Consider the following 16,011-nt stretch of genomic DNA (forward strand, 5'->3'; position numbering starts at 1 on the left):
TATGGAGTGCCTGAGCTACGATGAGATAAAGAGGAGGCTTAAGGAACTTGAGGGGTGGATCTACGATCTGAGGGAAGGGGTTTACATAACCAAGGAGTATGAGACCAAGAACTGGAAGACGACCATCTTTGTCGTGAACGCCATAGCCGCCCTTGCCGAAGTCCACTGGCACCATCCGGACTTGGAGGTGGGTTTTAAGAAGGTCAAGGTCAAACTCACCACCCACGAAGCGGGAGGGATAACGGAGAAGGACTTCAGACTCGCCGAGGAGATAGACAGGATCGTGAGGGAGATCATGAGGCGTTAAAGATATAATTTCCCTATGAGCCTTCTGATAATCGAAAGGGGGTGTCCCAACTGCGGGGGAGCGATAAGCGGCGAGAGGCTCTCCAAGGGACTTCCCTGCTCTAAGTGTCTCCCCAAACCTGAAAAGAAGGTTTGCGAATCTCTCGAAAGATTAGGTAAATTACAGGAGCTCAGACCTTACTGCGAAACTGATAAAAGACTTGAAGAGTTCGAAAGCTTTTTCGAAAAGGCTATAGGCGCGAGACCTTGGAGTCTCCAGAGACTGTGGGCTAAGAGGGTTCTGAGAAGAGAGTCCTTTGCGGTAGTTGCTCCTACGGGTGTAGGAAAGACCACCTTCGGTTTCGTTACCTCCCTTTTTTTAGAACCCAAAGCTCTCCTGATCTTCCCCACAAGGATCTTAGCAAATCAGGCGGGCGAGAGGTTGAGGGAACTTGCCGAAAGGGTCGGGGTAGAGAAAAAAATTCTCGTTTACGAGTCTAAGAAGAAGATAAAGGAACAGTTCCTTTCAGGAGATTTTGATATCCTCTGCGGAACCAACATGTTCCTTCACAGAAACTTTGAAAACCTAATGAAGTTCAGGTTCAGGTTCATCTTCATAGACGACATAGACTCCTTCCTCAAAAGATCCAAGAACGTGGATAACCTCTTTAAACTCCTTGGCTTTACCGACTACGAGATAAAGTTAGCTCTCAAGGAGAACAAGACCGAAAGGGACTGGGAAAAGCTCGCAAAGATAAGGAAGAAGGAGCGGGAAACGGTTCTCATAGTCTCCTCCGCGACTCTGAAGCCTAAGGGGAACAGGGTATTTCTCTTCAGAAACCTCTTAGGCTTTGATGTTCAGAAGGCTGTTACTACGGTAAGGAACATAGTGGATGTCGCCGAACCTGTGGAGGATCTCAACGAAGCCCTTGAGCGGTCGGCGGAGCTTATTAAGAAACTCGGAAAGGGAGGACTCGTTTACCTTTCGGTCTTTTACGGGAAGGATAAGGTTCAGGAGGTGGTTGAGTTTTACAGGAGTAAAGGGATTAAAGCGATAAGCTACCTTGATTACAAGGCGGAAGAGCTTTACGGGATATTGGAGAAGGGAGAGTTTGACGTCGCGGTCGGAATATCCCACATTAGCAACCCCCTCGTGAGAGGTCTTGATCTGCCTCACATAATCCGCTACGCCATCTTCTTAGATCCTCCCAAGCACGTGTTCCCGACGGAGTTGACGCTCCAACCTTCCCTCCTGCACTCCATACTCTTAGCTCTTCTGAACCTCTTTGAGGAGAAGGACAGGCTAAAGGCTATCGAATACATAAACTACCTGAAGAGATACCTGACGATGAAGGAGGAGGATTTGGAAAAGTATCCACGTATAAAGGAGAGGGTTCAGGAGATAAAGGACTTCTTAGAAGGCTTCCTTAGCGACAGGGACTTCCTTAAGAAGATCGAGGAGTCGGAGGATATATCCCTCGTCCACAGGGAGGGAAAGCTCTTTATGGTCGTCGGGGATGCAAACTCTTACATTCAGGCATCGGGGAGGACATCGAGGTTCATAGCGGGAGGTATGACCAAGGGACTCTCTATCCTTTTCTACTCCGATCCCAAAGCTTTCAGATCTCTGAAGAGAAGACTCTCCGCCTACTTCATGCAATCGGACGTGGAGTTCAAGAGCCTTGAGGAGATAGATCTTGAAGAGACACTCAGGGAGATAGACGAGGACAGGGAGAGGGCAAGGCTCGTCTTAGAACACAAGGTTGTTCAGAGGATTAAGGATCTCTTCAAAACCACCCTCGTAGTTGTGGAGTCTCCCAACAAGGCAAGGACGATAGCGAGCTTCTTCGGAAAGCCCCAGATGAGACTCGTCAAGGACACTATAGCTTACGAGGTTCCCCTCGGTGAGAGACTTCTCGTGATCACCGCCTCCCTCGGACACGTCTTAGATCTCGTAACCGATAAGGGTTTCTTCGGAGTTTTGGAGGACAAAGACAGGTTCATTCCCATCTATGACACCATAAAGAGGTGTAAGCCTCAAGGGATACAGCACACGGACTTAGAGTACTTGAAGGAAAGATGCAGGGGGAAGATAGAGGACAAGATGAGCATTATTGAGGGTCTTAGAGAGGTTGATTACGAGGTGGACGAGGTCTTCATAGCCACCGATCCCGACGCTGAGGGGGAGAAGATAGCCTACGACCTCTTTTTACTTTTAAGACCCTTCAACGTGAACCTGAAACGTGCGGAGTTCCACGAGGTAACACCCAAAGCCTTCAGGGAGGCGGTGGAGAGCCCCAGAGACTTTGATGTAAACATGGTAAAAGCCCAGATAGTAAGGAGGGTCCTGGACAGGTGGGTGGGCTTCACCCTCTCAAGGGTTCTCTGGAAGGTCTTTAACAAAAACTGGTTCTCCGCAGGGAGGGTTCAGACGCCCGTTTTAGGTTGGGTTATAGAGAGGTACGAGAAGTCTAAGGAGAAGAAGGGCGAGGTTATCTTCGAGATAAACGGACAGACCTTCAGAGCGGAGATAGAGGATCTTGACGTTGCCAGAAGCGTTTACGAAGAGCTTGAGCTTGCGAGGGTCTATATCCACTCTCCCGAGGAAACCGAGAAGAAACCCTTACCCCCCTACTCAACCGACACGATTTTGGAGGATGCGAGTGAACGGCTCCACTTCTCCGCTCAAAAGACTATGAAACTTCTCCAAAACCTCTTCGAGGCGGGACTCATCACCTACCACAGGACGGACTCGACCCGTGTCTCAGAAGCCGGAAGGTATCTCGTGGCGAAGCCTTACATAAGCGAGAAGTTCGGCGAAGAGTACTTCTATCCGAGGAGCTGGGGAGAGGGAGGAGCCCACGAGTGTATAAGGCCTACCAGATCTATGGAGCCTTCCAATCTCAGGTTTATGATAACCGCCGGACTTATAGACCTCGAGGAGCCAGAAGATGTTCTGAGACTCTACGAGCTGATCTTCAAGCGCTTCATGGCTTCCCAGATGAGACCCGCAAGGGTGAGGGTGGAGAAGCTCCACGTTGAACTCCCCTATTACGACTGGGAGGAGGAGGTCGTAACGGAGGTCATAGAGCACGGCTTTGATCTTATCTTCCCCACCTTCAGGGTCTTTGAGAAGAAAGAACCCTTTGATATAAAACCCGTGGAGTTCAGGGAAGTTCCGAAAGTTCCCCTCTTCACCCAAGGGTCGCTCATTCAAGAGATGAAGAACAGGGGTCTCGGAAGACCCTCAACTTACGCCCACATAGTTCAGACCCTCTTAGACAGAGGATACGTGAAGGAGGTAAAGGGAAGGCTCATACCCACCAAAATGGGTATAGAAGTTTACAACTATCTAAGAAAGCATTACCCAGACTACACGAGCGAAGAGCTCACGAGAAGACTTGAGGAGGCGATGGACAGGATAGAGAGGGGAGAGCTTGACTACCTTGAAGTTCTGAAGGAAGCCCATAGAGTCAAGAACATACTGATAAAAGTTGGAGAAGTAACCGCTCCGAAGAAGTTCTACTATGAGTGATGTTATAGCCCTGATACTCCTTGTTGCCTTCATACATCTGATGCTTCTTCTTTACTGGAAGGGTATGGCTAAGGCGAGGAGGGGAAAAGGAAAACCCTATGAGGATAGCGGGTTATGAGGTCTCGCGCCATTTACAGGGATATCTGAGGAGTCAAAGATCCTATATAAAGCCTGAATGGATAGAAGCAGTGATAAACGATCCTGAGCACTTTGAATATGTTTCCGAGGATGAGATAAGGTTGTGGAAGCAAATTCCCGATTTTGGAAATAGATTTTTAAGAGTGGTGGTCAATCCAAAGAATAAGGCGATTGTTACCGCTTTCTTTGATAGGAGGTTTAGAAGATGAAGATAGTTTACGATCCTCAGGTAGATGCCCTCAGGATAAGCCTGTTGGAGGAGAAAGCGGTTGAGAGTGAGGAAGTCCTGCCAGATGTGATATTTGACTACACCGAAGATGGTAAGGTTGCAAGCATAGAGGTGCTTCACGCCAGTGCGCATCTGGAAGAACTCAGAAACTTAGACAAACTCGCCGGTGCTACGGGAAGGTAAGAGTCCTAACCCTTTGAAAGCTCCGACTTTATCCAGTCTATAACCTTAACGGGGAGTGGTTCAAATCCGTACTTGCCCGCCAAGTAGTAGCTCATCCAGTCCCCGACGTGTATGAGGTGAAGGAGCCTTGCGAGGTAGGAGTTCCCGTCCCCTCCGATGGCTATCGGGACTATACCAATGTCCTTAAGTAGCCTTATAGTAAGGTCAACTCTCCTTCTCACTCTGTCGTTATCCTTTGGATCGAACATGACTACAAAGGCACACTTGGATCTTATCTCTGCGTTGTCCAGTCCCACCACCTCGTTGTGGTGCATCTCCGGGAGGGTGGCGAAGTAAGCCTGAGTTTTGGAGTTCTCGTTTACCTGCGTCTTCCATCTGAAGGCCGCTACCTCCGTTAGGGGGGTTGCGTAGATTATGGGTATATAGCCGTAGAGCCTCTCGGCTATCTCCTCACCCTTTTTCTTTATATCTTCATAATTACCTTCTATATTCTCCCTCGCGTCCTCAAGCTCTTCCTTCTCTATCCCCAGAACCGCAAGAACTTTTGAGAGCATATACCCTAAGGCGTATCTGGGAGCGAAACCTTCAGGAACCTTCAGATGAAGGACACCGCTCTTTTGGGATAGTTCTTCGAGTTTCCCTCCGGAGCTTATTGAGATTACACTCGCTCCCCTCTTCTGGGCTTCTTCAAAGTTGCTGAGGGTCTCCTCCGTGTTCCCGCTGTAGCTTATACATACAACAAGATGCTCCTCTCCATCGACGTAGTTAGGGAGCCCGTAACCCCTGTAGGAGCTCGTTATTACCTTACATCCCCTGTGCTCCAACCACGACTTCGCTATATCCCCTACGATTCCAGAGCCTCCCATCCCGCAGAAGGTTATCGTGTGATAGAGGGAGCGATCGATATCTAACTTTTCCCACCCGAGCTGCTTCGGAAAGCTCTTGAGCATCTCCTCCGGACTCATCACACCCCTCCTTTCAAACGCCGTTCTATTATAACCTTTAACTCCTCCGATCTCTTCAAGACCTCCTCATGAGAAAGCTCTGTTCTAAAACCGTCCCCCTCAAAGTGGGTTCTGACACCCTCGTAAAACTCCACCACCTTTCTTATAGGAGGCTGTTGGGGAATTCCTACTTTCTCGGCGAGCTTTGAGGCGGTGTAAAAGCCAACCGTCTGGAGTTTGGACTCCTCCCAGATCAGTCTCAATATTCTTTTAGTTTCTTTGGCTATCTCCTCCCTTTCGTGAGCCTCTTTGTAGAGGAAGTCGGCAAATTCCTCGTCCCAGAGCTTTCCGAGCCACATGGGACCTCCTACGTTGAACTTTGTTCCGCATACAGGGCAGTGCTCCTTAGTCTTCAGGATATCAAAGACCACTTCGCGGTTCATGCAGTTGAAGCAGTAAAGGACGTAGCCAAATTGATCTATCAGCGAATTGGTAAGCTTAGCACCCCTGTCTTTTACGAAAAAAAGCTTGAAGTAGTGGAGGTGAGAGTAGGCGAATATGGGTATCATTGCTATGTCGTGCTGAGCGGCGAGCTCTATGACCTTCTTTATCAGTATCCTTATTCCCACTTCATGCTTGAACTCGTTCCTTAAGGGCTTGGCTCCGTATCTCCTTATGCAAGTCTTGGGATAGGTTCCCGAAAGGGGAGCGGTATCGGTGGCGGTCAGGCTAAGTATCCCTCCCCTTTTCATGCTGAGAGCGGTCGCTTCTATGAAGGGAACGGGAGTCCCGAAAGGATCTAAGTCAACGTAGTCAAAGCCAAAGCCCCAGCTCTTTCTGAGGAAGAAGTTGGCATCTTCCCTGTGGATCTCGTATTTATCTGGTGGGATTTCGTTCAGTTTGAAGTTCTCCTCCATGATCTTTACTGCCTGCTCGTTTATGTCGTTGGCATAGACTTTCTCGACGCATCTCGTTTCCTTCAAAAACCTTATAGCCCTGATACCGCTTGCCGAAAGGGGATCGGCTACTTTGAGTTCCCTGTCCAGCTTTTTGCAAAGGTACTCCATACCCAAAACGGCAAGGTCTCTGTTTACCCTCATCTTGGGGTTGTAGAAGACAGGCATATCGGAGGAGACTATCTCTCGGAGTTCGGGAACAAGGATCCGGGCTTTGCCTTCCTGAATTGTTTTCATTCTTTTCTCATGGGGGTACCGGGAGTCGAACCCGGACGGCCTTACGGCCCGGGGATTTTAAATCCCCTGCGTCTGCCAGTTCCGCCATACCCCCTTGTGGAGAGCTATATTATATTTTAAGACCTCCCGATGAGAGAACCCATCGTTGCCGTAGCCACCCCCTTCGGTGAAAGTGCCATAGGGGTGGTAAGGCTTACAGGTGAAGGTGTTCTGGACATGGTTAAGAAGTTTTTCAGGACAAAGTCTGACATAAAGCCGAGATACGCCCATTACGGAACACTGGTAGATGAGAAAGGGGAGGTAATAGATGAAGGTGTTCTTATCTATTACAGAGCACCCAGTAGCTACACCGGTGAGGACATGGTAGAGATTTCTCTTCACGGAAACCCACTTATATTAAAAAGGACCTTAGAACTCTTTTTGAACGCCGGATGCAGGCTCGCCGAGCCGGGGGAGTTCACCAAGAGGGCTTTCCTAAACGGGAAACTTGACCTTGCACAGGCTGAGGCTGTTGCGGAGCTGATATCCGCGAAGACCGAATTAGCGAGAAAGGTTGCCCTCAGGCAGCTCAGGGGTGAACTCAGCCGCTACATAAATCCTCTTAGGGAAAGCCTTTTGGAGTTATGTGCCTACGTAGAGGCAGATATAGAGTTTTCCGAGGAGGACATCCCGACGCTTACCAAGGAGCAGGTTCTTCAGATGATCGACAGGGTTCTGGAAGGGATAGACAGCCTACTTAAAACCGCTCAGACTGGAAGGCTGATAAGAGAGGGTGTCAAGCTCGCCATAGTCGGTAAACCTAACGTAGGTAAGTCCTCTCTCTTTAACGCCCTCCTGAGAGAGGACAGGGCTATAGTGACGGACATAGAGGGGACAACGAGGGATTATATAGAGGAGACCCTTAACCTAAGGGGTATTCCGGTAAGGCTGATAGATACCGCGGGGATAAGGGAGTCTCTCGATCCTGTCGAGAGGATAGGTGTTGAGAGAAGCAGGAGGAAGATAGAAGAGGCGGACGTTATACTCTTTGTGATCGATGGCTCAAGTGAGCTTACGGATGAGGATCTGAAGATTTTCAATGCGGTGAAAGGGAAAGATCTGATAGTAGTGATTAACAAGATCGATTTGGGTGTCAAGATACCTCTTGAAATTTTCTCTGGACGTTCTATAATAAAAGTCAGCGCTCTCACAGGAAACGGAATAAAAAACCTTGAAGAAGAGATCCTCAAAAAGGCTGGAGTGGTAACCCAAGAGGGTTTAAATGTATACGTATCGGTCAGACACGAGGAACTTCTTAAAAAGGCAAAGGAAGTGCTTGAAAGGTTCAGAGATACTTACAGCAAGGAGGATATAAGTCCAGAGATAGCTATGTTAGATATAAGGGAGGCAGCAGATTACTTGGGTGAAATAGTCGGAGTAGTCACAACAGAAGACATCTTGGGAAGCATATTTTCGAGATTCTGTATTGGAAAATAAGCCAGGAGGAAGAGATGCAGGAGCTACAGGAGAAAAAAATTTACACTCTTGACGAACTGAAAAAGATGACACTGCAAGAACTCCAGAAACTTGGAAAAGACCTGGGTCTGACCAGAACTACGGGACTCAAGAAGGAAGAGCTCATAGAGAGAATCTTAGAGGCTCAGGCTAAGGACGGCGGTCTTGTATTCGTGAAGGGCGTCTTGGAGATCCTTCCGGAAGGTTACGGCTTTATGAGGAGCGCCCAGAACAACTACATGCCGAGCTGGGAGGACGTCTATGTCGCACCTTCTCAGATAAAAAAGTTCGGTTTGCGAACGGGGGATACCATAGTGGGCTTCGCCCGTCTCCCTAAAGAGGGGGAGAAGTACAAGGCTCTAATAAAGATGGAAGCTGTGAACGGTCTCCCTGCCGAGCCTGAGGTTCTCAGGGCGAGACCTACCTTCGATAAGCTAACACCTTACCACCCGACCGAAAGGTTTAACCTCGAGTTCGATCCGAGGGAACTTTCCACAAGAGTTATAAGCCTCGTAGCTCCGATAGGTAAAGGGCAGAGAGGAATGATCGTCGCTCCGCCGAAAGCGGGTAAGACGGTTCTCCTGCAGAAGATTTCAAGGGCTCTGATAGAGAACCATCCGGAGGTTCACCTGATAATCCTCCTCATAGATGAGAGACCAGAAGAGGTTACCGAGATGAGGAGGATAGTGGGGGACGGGGCTGAGGTTATCGCCTCAACCTTTGACGAACCTCCAGAGAGACACATGCAGGTCGCCGAACTCGTAATCGAAAAGGCTAAGAGGCTTGTGGAACTCAAAAGGGACGTGGTTATACTCCTGGACTCCATGACGAGATTCGCAAGAGCTTCCAACGCCGTAACTCCTCCTACAGGAAGGGTGCTCTCCGGTGGTATAGAAGCGACCGCACTCCAGAGACCGAAGAAGTTCTTCGGCGCTGCAAGGAACATAGAGGAGGGAGGATCCCTTACCATAATCGCTACAGCACTGATAGAGACAGGATCGAGGATGGACGACGTTATTTACGAGGAGTTCAAGGGAACGGGTAACATGGAGATACACTTAGACAGAAGGCTAATGGAGAGAAGGGTATTCCCCGCGATAAACATAGAGAAGTCGGGAACGAGAAAGGAGGAGCTTCTCGTCGAAGATTGGGAACTTCAGAGGATGTGGGTTTTAAGGAAGTTCCTCGCAACTATGGACCCGGTGGAGGCTATGGAGTTCCTTATAGACAAGCTAAAAAGGTTCAAGACCAACAGAGAGTTCCTCAAAGCCATGAACGCTTAAATAGGATATAATACTAAGCTTTGGAGGTAAGCGATGAAGAAGGGAATACATCCTGAACTTCAACCGACGACCTTCGTGTGCGGTTGCGGTAACACCTTCACCCTCCTCTCTACCAAAGGTGGAACCGTACACATCGAGGTCTGCAACCAGTGCCATCCCTTCTACACCGGGAAGCTTAGACTAAAGCCCGCGTTTTTGGAGCTTGCCTCTCCCGGTGAGAAGAAGGAAGGTTGATGCTCAAGAAGGAGCTTATAGATAAGCTCGAAAAGCTAAGCGAACGCTATCGGAAGCTCGAAGAGGAGCTTTCAAATCCTGAGGTCATAAAAGATGTAAAGAAGTACAGGGAGCTGAGCAGGGAACACAAGGAACTTTCCGAACTCTATGAGACCTATCAGGAGTACAAGAGACTTCATAAAGAGCTCAAAGACACGAAGGAACTCCTCAAGAGTCCCGATAAGGATATCAGGGAGCTCGCCCAGGAAGAGCTTGAGAGAATCCAGAAGAGGCTGAGTGAGCTGGAAGAGAGGCTTAAGTTCCTTCTCGTTCCGAAGGATCCCAACGACTCAAAGAACGTCATTTTAGAGATAAGGGCTGGAACCGGAGGAGAGGAAGCTGCTCTTTTCGCTGCCGATCTGTTAAGGATGTATCAGAAGTATGCAGAGGACAAAGGTTGGAAGTTCACTATACTGAGCGCTAACAAGACAGGCTTGGGGGGATACAAAGAGGTGGTGGCTCTGATAGAGGGTGAGGGTGCTTACTCGAGACTCAAATACGAAAGCGGTGTTCACAGAGTTCAAAGGATACCCGTGACCGAATCGGGAGGCAGGATCCACACCTCAACGGCTACCGTTGCCGTCCTTCCAGAGGCGGACGAGACGGATATAGAGATAAACCCTCAGGATCTCAAGATAGAGACCTTCAGAGCTTCTGGGGCTGGAGGTCAGTACGTGAATACGACGGAGACCGCCGTCAGAATTACCCACCTACCTACGGGAATAGTGGTAACCTGTCAAGACGAGAGATCTCAGTTCCAGAACAAGCAGAAGGCTTTAAAGATCCTATACGCTAAGCTGAAGGATTACTACGAGCGTAAGAAAAGGGAGGAAATAGCCAAGGAGAGGAAGGAACAGGTGGGAACAGGGGAGAGAAGCGAGAAGATAAGAACCTACAACTTTCCTCAAAACAGGGTTACTGATCACAGGATAAACCTTACCCTTTACAAGCTTCAGGACGTATTGGATGGAAAGCTCGATGAAATAATTGACGCCCTGAGAGCGAAGGAATTGGAGGAGAGACTTAAGCTCGTGGAAGCCTAACTGGGTTTGAAAGGTATACTTATCCAGAGTTCCTCTCTGTCCTCCTCGTTCTTTTTAAGCAGGACGTCTATCCCCTCCGCATCGAACTGAGGATACTTGGAGAAGAGGGATATGAGATCCTCCTTCAACCTCTCCACCATGCTTGGAGGTAGTCCTTGCCTTTCGTAACTGAGGACGAGCATCAACCTTTGCTTCGCTACGTCCTTACTCTTTCTCCTGAAGAGCGATCCCAAATTCAACAATCTCACCCTCCAAAGAGCCTGCTAAGAAACCCTTCCTTCTCCCCGTACCTTTCGAAGGGTACTTCCTCACCCAGCGTTCTTTTAGCTACATCCATTATAGCCTTTGCGGCGTTGTAATTCATGTGGAGGACTATGGGCTCACCTCTGTTGGTGAAGTCTATTAGCTTTTCCTCTTCTGGTACGACCCCGATAAGGGGAGCCTTGAGTATATCAACTATATCCTCGACGGAAAGCATCTCTCCTTTCTTAACCATCTTCCACCTTATCCTGTTTATTATTACCCAGTAATCTTCCTTGTTCATGCTCTCCAAAAGACCTATCACCCTGTCGGCGTCCCTAACGGAGGAGACCTCCGGATTTACCACTATGTAAGCTCTGTCGGCTGGACTTACCGCTATCTTGAAACCCTGTTCTATACCAGCTGGAGAATCGATAATTATGTAATCGAAGCCCCCTTCAGATTTGAGCTCTTCAACGAGCTTGACCCACTTTTCCGGATCCACCGCGTCCTTGTTCTTCGTCTGGTTGGCAGGTAAGAGGTAGAGACTCAGACCCCTCTTATCCTTGACGAAAGCCTTCTCGGGAGTAGCTCTACCCTCAAGAACGTCGAGTATATCGTAGACTATCCGGTTCTCGAGTCCCAAGATCATGTCGAGGTTTCTGAGACCTATGTCCGCATCTATAAGAAGAACCTTCTTACCCAACTTTGCTAAGGCGACACCGAGGTTGGCAGTTATAGTGGTCTTTCCCACACCTCCCTTTCCCGAGGTTACAACTATTACCTCAGCCATATTTCCCACCTCTATACCTTCTCTAAAACTATCATACCATCTTCGACCTTCGCCACTTCTGGATAGCCAGGGGATACCCTCTCCGATTCCTCCGATATAGCTATCTTCTTCCCTATCCTTATCTGCTGGGGTTCCATCTTAAGGGCAACGACCACTGCATCCTCATCGCCTAAAGCTCCCGCTATGGCTATCCCCCTCAGTGTCCCCATAATAATAATATTGCCCACGGCAACCACTTCAGCATCCTTATTCACATCACCGAGTATGAGAACGTCCCCGCTGTGCTCCACCTTCTGTCCTGATCTGAGAGATCTGTCCACTATCAGGAGTCTTTCCCCTCTCGCCTGAGGCTTATCCTCCCTCGCTCCTATCCTTTCGATGCTCTCTAAGTTTATCTCCTTCAGGAGCCTCTCTATCTCCTCAGCCCACCCCTCCGGTAGATCCTCGGCGTTCTCTATTATGAAGTAGCTCCCTTTGAAGAGCTTTCCCTTTATTCTTCCCCTTATCTCCTCCTTTATCCTCTCTAAGCTGCTCGCTTCCTTTATCTTTATAGCTACTACGGGAAGCGTTATCCCCTTTACCTCAACCACCGTGAACTATTATATCAGTGATGGTGATGGTGGTGATGAACACCACCCTCTCTGAGTAAGGGACAGGAGGGCGGACAGGAGTATCCTTCCCTCTCTATCTGTATAGTCGTGTGGTTTATCCCGTACCTCTTGGCTATCTCCTCTATGTCCTTCAGTATGTCGTTGCAGGCTTCTACGTCGGAGACAACCACGTGGGCTGTGAGGATGACGTTACCTGCGGTTATGGACCAAAGATGCAGGTCGTGAACGTCTATGACTCCAGGCACCTTCCTTATCTCACCCTCTATCTCCTCAGGATCCATAGCTGCTGGAACGAGTTCCAGGAGGACACTGACGGACTCCTTTATCACTGAATAAGCTCCGGGGAGTATCAGTAGAGATATAGCGATGCTCAGTATCGGGTCTGCAAGGTAGAACTTCCAAAAGGTAACGGCGAGGCCGGCTAAGATTGCCGCCACCGACCCGAGGGTGTCCGTTACGACGTGCAGGAAGGCAGCCTTGACGTTTATGTTCTCCTCAGAACTTTTAAAGAGGAGATATCCGGCTACGAGGTTTATGATGAGACCTATGAAGGCTATGATGAGCATCTGAGGACCAAGGACAGGTTCCGGGCTTATAAATCTCTGGACAGCTTCGTAGGCTATATAGCCGATAAGACCTACGAGGAAGATTCCGTTCACCAATGCGGCGAGAACCTCGAGCCTGTAGAGACCGTAGGTCATCCTCTTCCCACGCGCCTTCTGGACAAGGTACTGGGCAACGAGGGCTATGAAGAGGGATACGCTGTCGGTGAGCATATGACCAGCGTCGGAGAGAAGGGCGAGGCTGTTCGTTAAAAATCCTCCCACGAGCTCCACGAAGGCGAAGGAAAATATGAGGAAGAAGCTTATAGTGAGAACCTTTAGGCTGTTTTTTCTGTCCATATCAGAATATTATTGCAGTGAGGAAGTAGTCGGATATGAGAATGAGCATGGAGGAGGTAACGACGGAGTTGGTGGTAGCCCTTCCCACCCCTTCAGTTCCTCCGGTAGTGTAAAAACCGAAGTAACAGCTCACCGTTGCTATTATAAAGCCGAAAACGAAAGCCTTGTAGAGACCTCCCACTATATCGTAGAACTCGGTGAGATCAACCATCTTCTGCCAGTAAAGGTATTCGTTTACACCGAAGAGCTTGGTTGCCACGAACCACCCTCCAAAGATCCCCGCGACGTTGGAGATTATCGTGAGAAAGGGAACCCCCAAAGTTGTGGAGAAGAGCCTCGGAGTCACGAGATAGCGGACAGGATTCACAGCCATAACCTCCAAGGCGTCTATCTGCTGGGTTATCCTCATAGTTCCTATGTTGGCGGTCATCGCAGACCCCACCCTCGCGACCACCATCAGGGAAGTTAGAACAGGACCGAGCTCCCTTCCCATCGAGAGGGCTACCACGGCGCCTATAAGGTATTCGGCGTTGAAACGATGAAAGGTGGAGTATGTCTGAAGAGCTATCACGCCTCCTGTAAAGGTGGATGTAACTAAGACCACGAGGGAGGTCTCCGCCGCTATGTAGGTGAACTGATCCTTGAAGTGTCTGAGCTTGGGAGGTTTTCTGAAGAGGAAGTAGATCGCCCGAAGAGCCAAGAGGGTAGCTTTGCCCACCTCCTCGGTGAGCTTCAAGAGCCAGTTCATCAGAACCCTCTCACGTGCTCAAGGTAGAGCCTGTATCTCTCCTTGACCTCCTCCATGAAGTCTCCCCCCAGTTTTTCTAAGAGGGCATCCGCTAAGACTATGGCGAGCATTGCCTCCCCTACCACAGAGGCAGCAGGAACCGCAACGACGTCCGTCCTCTCCTTTCCAGCCCTGTGCTCCTCTTTACTCCCTATATCAACGCTCCTCAAAGGATTCTTTAAAGTAGGTATGGGCTTCATGGCGACCCTCACGAGGATAGGCATACCGTTGGTGATACCTCCCTCCGTTCCTCCGAGGTTGTTCGAATATCTGAAGTATCCCCTTTCGGGATCATAGCCTATCTCGTCGTGAACCTCCGAGCCGAACCTTTTTGCCGCTTCAAAGCCCATCCCTATCTCCACTCCCTTCATAGCCTGAATGCTCATCATCGCCTGAGCTATCCTCCCGTCTATCCTCCTATCCCACTGGATATGGCTCCCCAGTCCTGGCGGAACTCCAACGGCGAAGACCTCGAAGATACCTCCTAAACTTTCCCCCTTTTCCTTAGCCTCGTCTATTATTCTCTTAAACTCCACGTCCTTCTCGGGATCTGGAAACCTCACCTCTGATCCCTCGGCGAGCTCGTGTCTCCTTAGTGGATCCTCCTCCCTTATCTGCGGCGATAACTTACCTATACTTATGACGTAGCTACCTATCTTTATTCCGAACTCCTCTAAAAACTTTTTACAGACAGCCCCAACGGCTACCCTCGCCGCCGTCTCCCTTGCGGAAGCCCTCTCTAAGATATTTCTGAGATCTCTTTGGTTGTACTTTATACCTCCCGCGAGGTCCGCATGCCCCGGTCTGGGTTTCGTGAAGGGAACAACGTTCTCGGAAGGTTCACCCTCCGGAGCCATCCTCTCCTTCCAGTTCTCCCAGTCCTTGTTTTCTATCCAGAGTGTTATCGGTGCTCCAGTAGTTTTGCCGAACCTTATTCCCGATAGGAACCCCACCCGATCCCTCTCTATCTTCATCCTACCCCCCCTTCCGTATCCCCTCTGTCTTCTCGAGAGCTCTTTGTTTATATACTCAGAAGAGATCTCAAGATTGGCGGGAATTCCTTCCAATATGGCGGTAAGTCCCTTCCCGTGGGACTCTCCCGCAGTCAGGAATCGGAGGAAGCGAAGGGACATCTACGCCTCTTTAGGAACTCTCGCAACCTTCACCACCTTTCCAGCCTTCAGGCATTTGGTGCAGACATATATCCTCTTTACCGTTCCGTCGGGAAGCCTTACCCTCATCTTGTGAACGTTGGGTTTGAAGAGTCTCGGGTTCCTTTCAGCGGAGAAGGTCACCCTTCTTCCGTGCATAACCTTCTTACCACATATCTCACAGGCTGCCATCTTTTACCTCCGAAGGTAGGATATTCTATCAGAAATTAGCCCAGATGTCTTCTGAAGAACTCTACCGCCATCCTCCAAGCATCCTCTGCGCTGTCCTTTTGATAAACGTCCGGTCTCTTGTCGTTCAGGAAGGCATGGTTTACACCGGCGTAGACCTTGGCCTGAACCTCGACGCCGTTCCTCCAGACGTCCTTGAAGATATCTATCACGCTGTCGTTGTTCACGAACTCGTCCTTCTCAGCCATTATGAAGAATATGGGGATCTTTATGTTATGAGGATCTATGGGAGCGAGCTGGGGGAGCCCGTAGAAGGGAACGCTCGCGTCTATCAGGTCGGAGAATTTGCTGGCGAAGTATATCGAGAGTGTCCCGCCGCAGCAGAAGCCTGTAACGCCTACCTTGACAGGATCGGTCTTGTCGAGGTTCCTCAGATATTCGACGCTTGCTTTGAACATAGAGTCTACTTCCTCCATCCGGTTCTGGAACATCTCTGTCATCAGCTTGCCAGCGTCGTCGGGGTTGTCAGCGCTCTTACCTTTGTAGAAATCCGGTGCAAAGGCTACGAAGCCCTCTCCGGCAAGTCTGTCGGTCAGTTCCTTTATATTGGAAAGCGGTGAGTCTAAACCCCACCACTCATGGATTATTATAACGGCAGGTCCCTTCTGCTCCGGCTCGGCAAGATAGCCAGAAACCTTGATTCCCTTTACCTCAAACTCCACCATCCTTCCCATCTTT

Annotated in this window: 19 protein-coding genes and 1 tRNA gene; 9 read left to right on the top strand and 11 right to left on the bottom strand. The window is 49.5% G+C overall.

Translation table 11 applies throughout. The features are described from left to right. The first annotated feature begins 1 nt into the window (after position 1). Genes ACZ483_RS09890 through ACZ483_RS09910 form a run of 5 tightly spaced genes read left to right on the top strand, consistent with a single transcriptional unit; the run spans position 2 to position 4,370 of the window. Positions 2-307, top strand: coding sequence for a 4a-hydroxytetrahydrobiopterin dehydratase (locus tag ACZ483_RS09890; protein WP_464324010.1), 306 nt, complete (start codon positions 2-4; stop codon positions 305-307). A 15-nt stretch (positions 308-322) separates the two neighbouring features. Beyond that, positions 323-3,820, top strand: a complete 3,498-nt coding sequence (rgy, locus tag ACZ483_RS09895) for a reverse gyrase (protein ID WP_464324011.1) — start codon at positions 323-325, stop codon at positions 3,818-3,820. Beyond that, on the top strand, positions 3,813-3,938 hold the full coding sequence (locus tag ACZ483_RS09900) for a hypothetical protein (protein WP_464324012.1): 126 nt from the start codon (positions 3,813-3,815) through the stop codon (positions 3,936-3,938). The genes rgy and ACZ483_RS09900 overlap by 8 nt, the downstream gene beginning before the upstream one ends. After that, on the top strand, positions 3,919-4,167 hold the full coding sequence (locus ACZ483_RS09905; protein ID WP_464324013.1) for a hypothetical protein: 249 nt from the start codon (positions 3,919-3,921) through the stop codon (positions 4,165-4,167). Before ACZ483_RS09900 ends, ACZ483_RS09905 begins: the two co-directional genes overlap by 20 nt. Continuing rightward, positions 4,164-4,370, top strand: coding sequence for a DUF2283 domain-containing protein (locus ACZ483_RS09910; protein ID WP_464324014.1), 207 nt, complete (start codon positions 4,164-4,166; stop codon positions 4,368-4,370). The genes ACZ483_RS09905 and ACZ483_RS09910 overlap by 4 nt, the downstream gene beginning before the upstream one ends. 5 nt (positions 4,371-4,375) lie before the next feature. On the opposite strand, the gene ACZ483_RS09915 is transcribed toward ACZ483_RS09910, so the two are convergent. From ACZ483_RS09915 to ACZ483_RS09925, 3 genes are all read right to left on the bottom strand, one after another. Beyond that, entirely contained in the window at positions 4,376-5,335 is a 960-nt protein-coding gene (locus tag ACZ483_RS09915) for a bifunctional phosphoglucose/phosphomannose isomerase (RefSeq protein WP_464324015.1), read from the bottom strand. Beyond that, entirely contained in the window at positions 5,335-6,507 is a 1,173-nt protein-coding gene (locus tag ACZ483_RS09920) for a tRNA (guanine(10)-N(2))-dimethyltransferase (RefSeq protein WP_464324016.1), read from the bottom strand. Before ACZ483_RS09920 ends, ACZ483_RS09915 begins: the two co-directional genes overlap by 1 nt. 10 nt (positions 6,508-6,517) lie before the next feature. Next, positions 6,518-6,601: transfer RNA gene (locus tag ACZ483_RS09925), tRNA-Leu, on the bottom strand. Between the two features lie 35 nt (positions 6,602-6,636). Here ACZ483_RS09925 and mnmE point away from each other — a divergent pair. The 4 genes from mnmE to prfA are packed head-to-tail and all read left to right on the top strand — an operon-like array spanning position 6,637 to position 10,600. Next, a complete protein-coding gene (gene mnmE / locus ACZ483_RS09930) occupies positions 6,637-7,983 on the top strand; it encodes a tRNA uridine-5-carboxymethylaminomethyl(34) synthesis GTPase MnmE (RefSeq protein ID WP_464324017.1) in 1,347 nt (448 codons plus the stop codon). Between the two features lie 14 nt (positions 7,984-7,997). Then, positions 7,998-9,284: a transcription termination factor Rho gene (gene rho, locus ACZ483_RS09935; RefSeq protein ID WP_464324018.1), complete on the top strand. Its 1,287-nt coding sequence runs from the start codon at positions 7,998-8,000 to the stop codon at positions 9,282-9,284. A 33-nt stretch (positions 9,285-9,317) separates the two neighbouring features. Continuing rightward, the gene (gene rpmE, locus ACZ483_RS09940; RefSeq protein ID WP_464324019.1) at positions 9,318-9,518 is read left to right on the top strand and encodes a 50S ribosomal protein L31; all 201 of its coding nucleotides are present in this window, start codon (positions 9,318-9,320) and stop codon (positions 9,516-9,518) included. Then, positions 9,518-10,600, top strand: a complete 1,083-nt coding sequence (gene prfA / locus ACZ483_RS09945; RefSeq protein ID WP_464324020.1) for a peptide chain release factor 1 — start codon at positions 9,518-9,520, stop codon at positions 10,598-10,600. Before rpmE ends, prfA begins: the two co-directional genes overlap by 1 nt. Here prfA and minE read toward each other — a convergent pair. The 8 genes from minE to ACZ483_RS09985 are packed head-to-tail and all read right to left on the bottom strand — an operon-like array spanning position 10,597 to position 16,007. Further along, the gene (gene minE, locus ACZ483_RS09950; protein ID WP_464325149.1) at positions 10,597-10,839 is read right to left on the bottom strand and encodes a cell division topological specificity factor MinE; all 243 of its coding nucleotides are present in this window, start codon (positions 10,837-10,839) and stop codon (positions 10,597-10,599) included. The genes prfA and minE overlap by 4 nt on opposite strands. Before the next feature lie 5 nt (positions 10,840-10,844). Then, positions 10,845-11,633, bottom strand: coding sequence for a septum site-determining protein MinD (gene minD, locus ACZ483_RS09955; protein WP_464324021.1), 789 nt, complete (start codon positions 11,631-11,633; stop codon positions 10,845-10,847). A gap of 11 nt (positions 11,634-11,644) precedes the next feature. Continuing rightward, entirely contained in the window at positions 11,645-12,223 is a 579-nt protein-coding gene (gene minC / locus ACZ483_RS09960; RefSeq protein WP_464324022.1) for a septum site-determining protein MinC, read from the bottom strand. 14 nt (positions 12,224-12,237) lie between these two features. Continuing rightward, positions 12,238-13,146 (bottom strand): cation diffusion facilitator family transporter, encoded by a 909-nt coding sequence (locus ACZ483_RS09965; RefSeq protein ID WP_464324023.1) that lies wholly within the window; start codon positions 13,144-13,146, stop codon positions 12,238-12,240. Between the two features lies 1 nt (position 13,147). After that, the gene (locus ACZ483_RS09970) at positions 13,148-13,894 is read right to left on the bottom strand and encodes an MlaE family lipid ABC transporter permease subunit (RefSeq protein ID WP_464324024.1); all 747 of its coding nucleotides are present in this window, start codon (positions 13,892-13,894) and stop codon (positions 13,148-13,150) included. Next, positions 13,894-15,066, bottom strand: coding sequence for a chorismate synthase (aroC, locus tag ACZ483_RS09975; RefSeq protein ID WP_464324025.1), 1,173 nt, complete (start codon positions 15,064-15,066; stop codon positions 13,894-13,896). Before aroC ends, ACZ483_RS09970 begins: the two co-directional genes overlap by 1 nt. Next, a complete protein-coding gene (rpmB, locus tag ACZ483_RS09980) occupies positions 15,067-15,276 on the bottom strand; it encodes a 50S ribosomal protein L28 (protein WP_464324026.1) in 210 nt (69 codons plus the stop codon). A gap of 35 nt (positions 15,277-15,311) precedes the next feature. Continuing rightward, entirely contained in the window at positions 15,312-16,007 is a 696-nt protein-coding gene (locus ACZ483_RS09985; protein WP_464324027.1) for a dienelactone hydrolase family protein, read from the bottom strand. Between the last annotated feature and the right edge of the window lie 4 nt (positions 16,008-16,011).

It is taken from the genome of Hydrogenivirga okinawensis (genome assembly GCF_055385515.1).

What these genes read in the sequence shown, in the direction of transcription:
- ACZ483_RS09920 (WP_464324016.1), bottom strand. Translation starts at nt 6,507, where the DNA reads ATGAAAACAATTCAGGAAGGCAAAGCCCGGATCCTTGTTCCCGAACTC.
- ACZ483_RS09910 (WP_464324014.1), top strand. Translation starts at nt 4,164, where the DNA reads ATGAAGATAGTTTACGATCCTCAGGTAGATGCCCTCAGGATAAGCCTG.
- minD (WP_464324021.1), bottom strand. Translation starts at nt 11,633, where the DNA reads ATGGCTGAGGTAATAGTTGTAACCTCGGGAAAGGGAGGTGTGGGAAAG.
- ACZ483_RS09970 (WP_464324024.1), bottom strand. Translation starts at nt 13,894, where the DNA reads ATGAACTGGCTCTTGAAGCTCACCGAGGAGGTGGGCAAAGCTACCCTC.
- rho (WP_464324018.1), top strand. Translation starts at nt 7,998, where the DNA reads ATGCAGGAGCTACAGGAGAAAAAAATTTACACTCTTGACGAACTGAAA.
- rgy (WP_464324011.1), top strand. Translation starts at nt 323, where the DNA reads ATGAGCCTTCTGATAATCGAAAGGGGGTGTCCCAACTGCGGGGGAGCG.
- ACZ483_RS09900 (WP_464324012.1), top strand. Translation starts at nt 3,813, where the DNA reads ATGAGTGATGTTATAGCCCTGATACTCCTTGTTGCCTTCATACATCTG.
- ACZ483_RS09905 (WP_464324013.1), top strand. Translation starts at nt 3,919, where the DNA reads ATGAGGATAGCGGGTTATGAGGTCTCGCGCCATTTACAGGGATATCTG.
- ACZ483_RS09965 (WP_464324023.1), bottom strand. Translation starts at nt 13,146, where the DNA reads ATGGACAGAAAAAACAGCCTAAAGGTTCTCACTATAAGCTTCTTCCTC.
- ACZ483_RS09890 (WP_464324010.1), top strand. Translation starts at nt 2, where the DNA reads ATGGAGTGCCTGAGCTACGATGAGATAAAGAGGAGGCTTAAGGAACTT.
- ACZ483_RS09985 (WP_464324027.1), bottom strand. Translation starts at nt 16,007, where the DNA reads ATGGGAAGGATGGTGGAGTTTGAGGTAAAGGGAATCAAGGTTTCTGGC.
- mnmE (WP_464324017.1), top strand. Translation starts at nt 6,637, where the DNA reads ATGAGAGAACCCATCGTTGCCGTAGCCACCCCCTTCGGTGAAAGTGCC.
- prfA (WP_464324020.1), top strand. Translation starts at nt 9,518, where the DNA reads ATGCTCAAGAAGGAGCTTATAGATAAGCTCGAAAAGCTAAGCGAACGC.
- aroC (WP_464324025.1), bottom strand. Translation starts at nt 15,066, where the DNA reads ATGTCCCTTCGCTTCCTCCGATTCCTGACTGCGGGAGAGTCCCACGGG.
- rpmE (WP_464324019.1), top strand. Translation starts at nt 9,318, where the DNA reads ATGAAGAAGGGAATACATCCTGAACTTCAACCGACGACCTTCGTGTGC.
- ACZ483_RS09915 (WP_464324015.1), bottom strand. Translation starts at nt 5,335, where the DNA reads ATGAGTCCGGAGGAGATGCTCAAGAGCTTTCCGAAGCAGCTCGGGTGG.
- rpmB (WP_464324026.1), bottom strand. Translation starts at nt 15,276, where the DNA reads ATGGCAGCCTGTGAGATATGTGGTAAGAAGGTTATGCACGGAAGAAGG.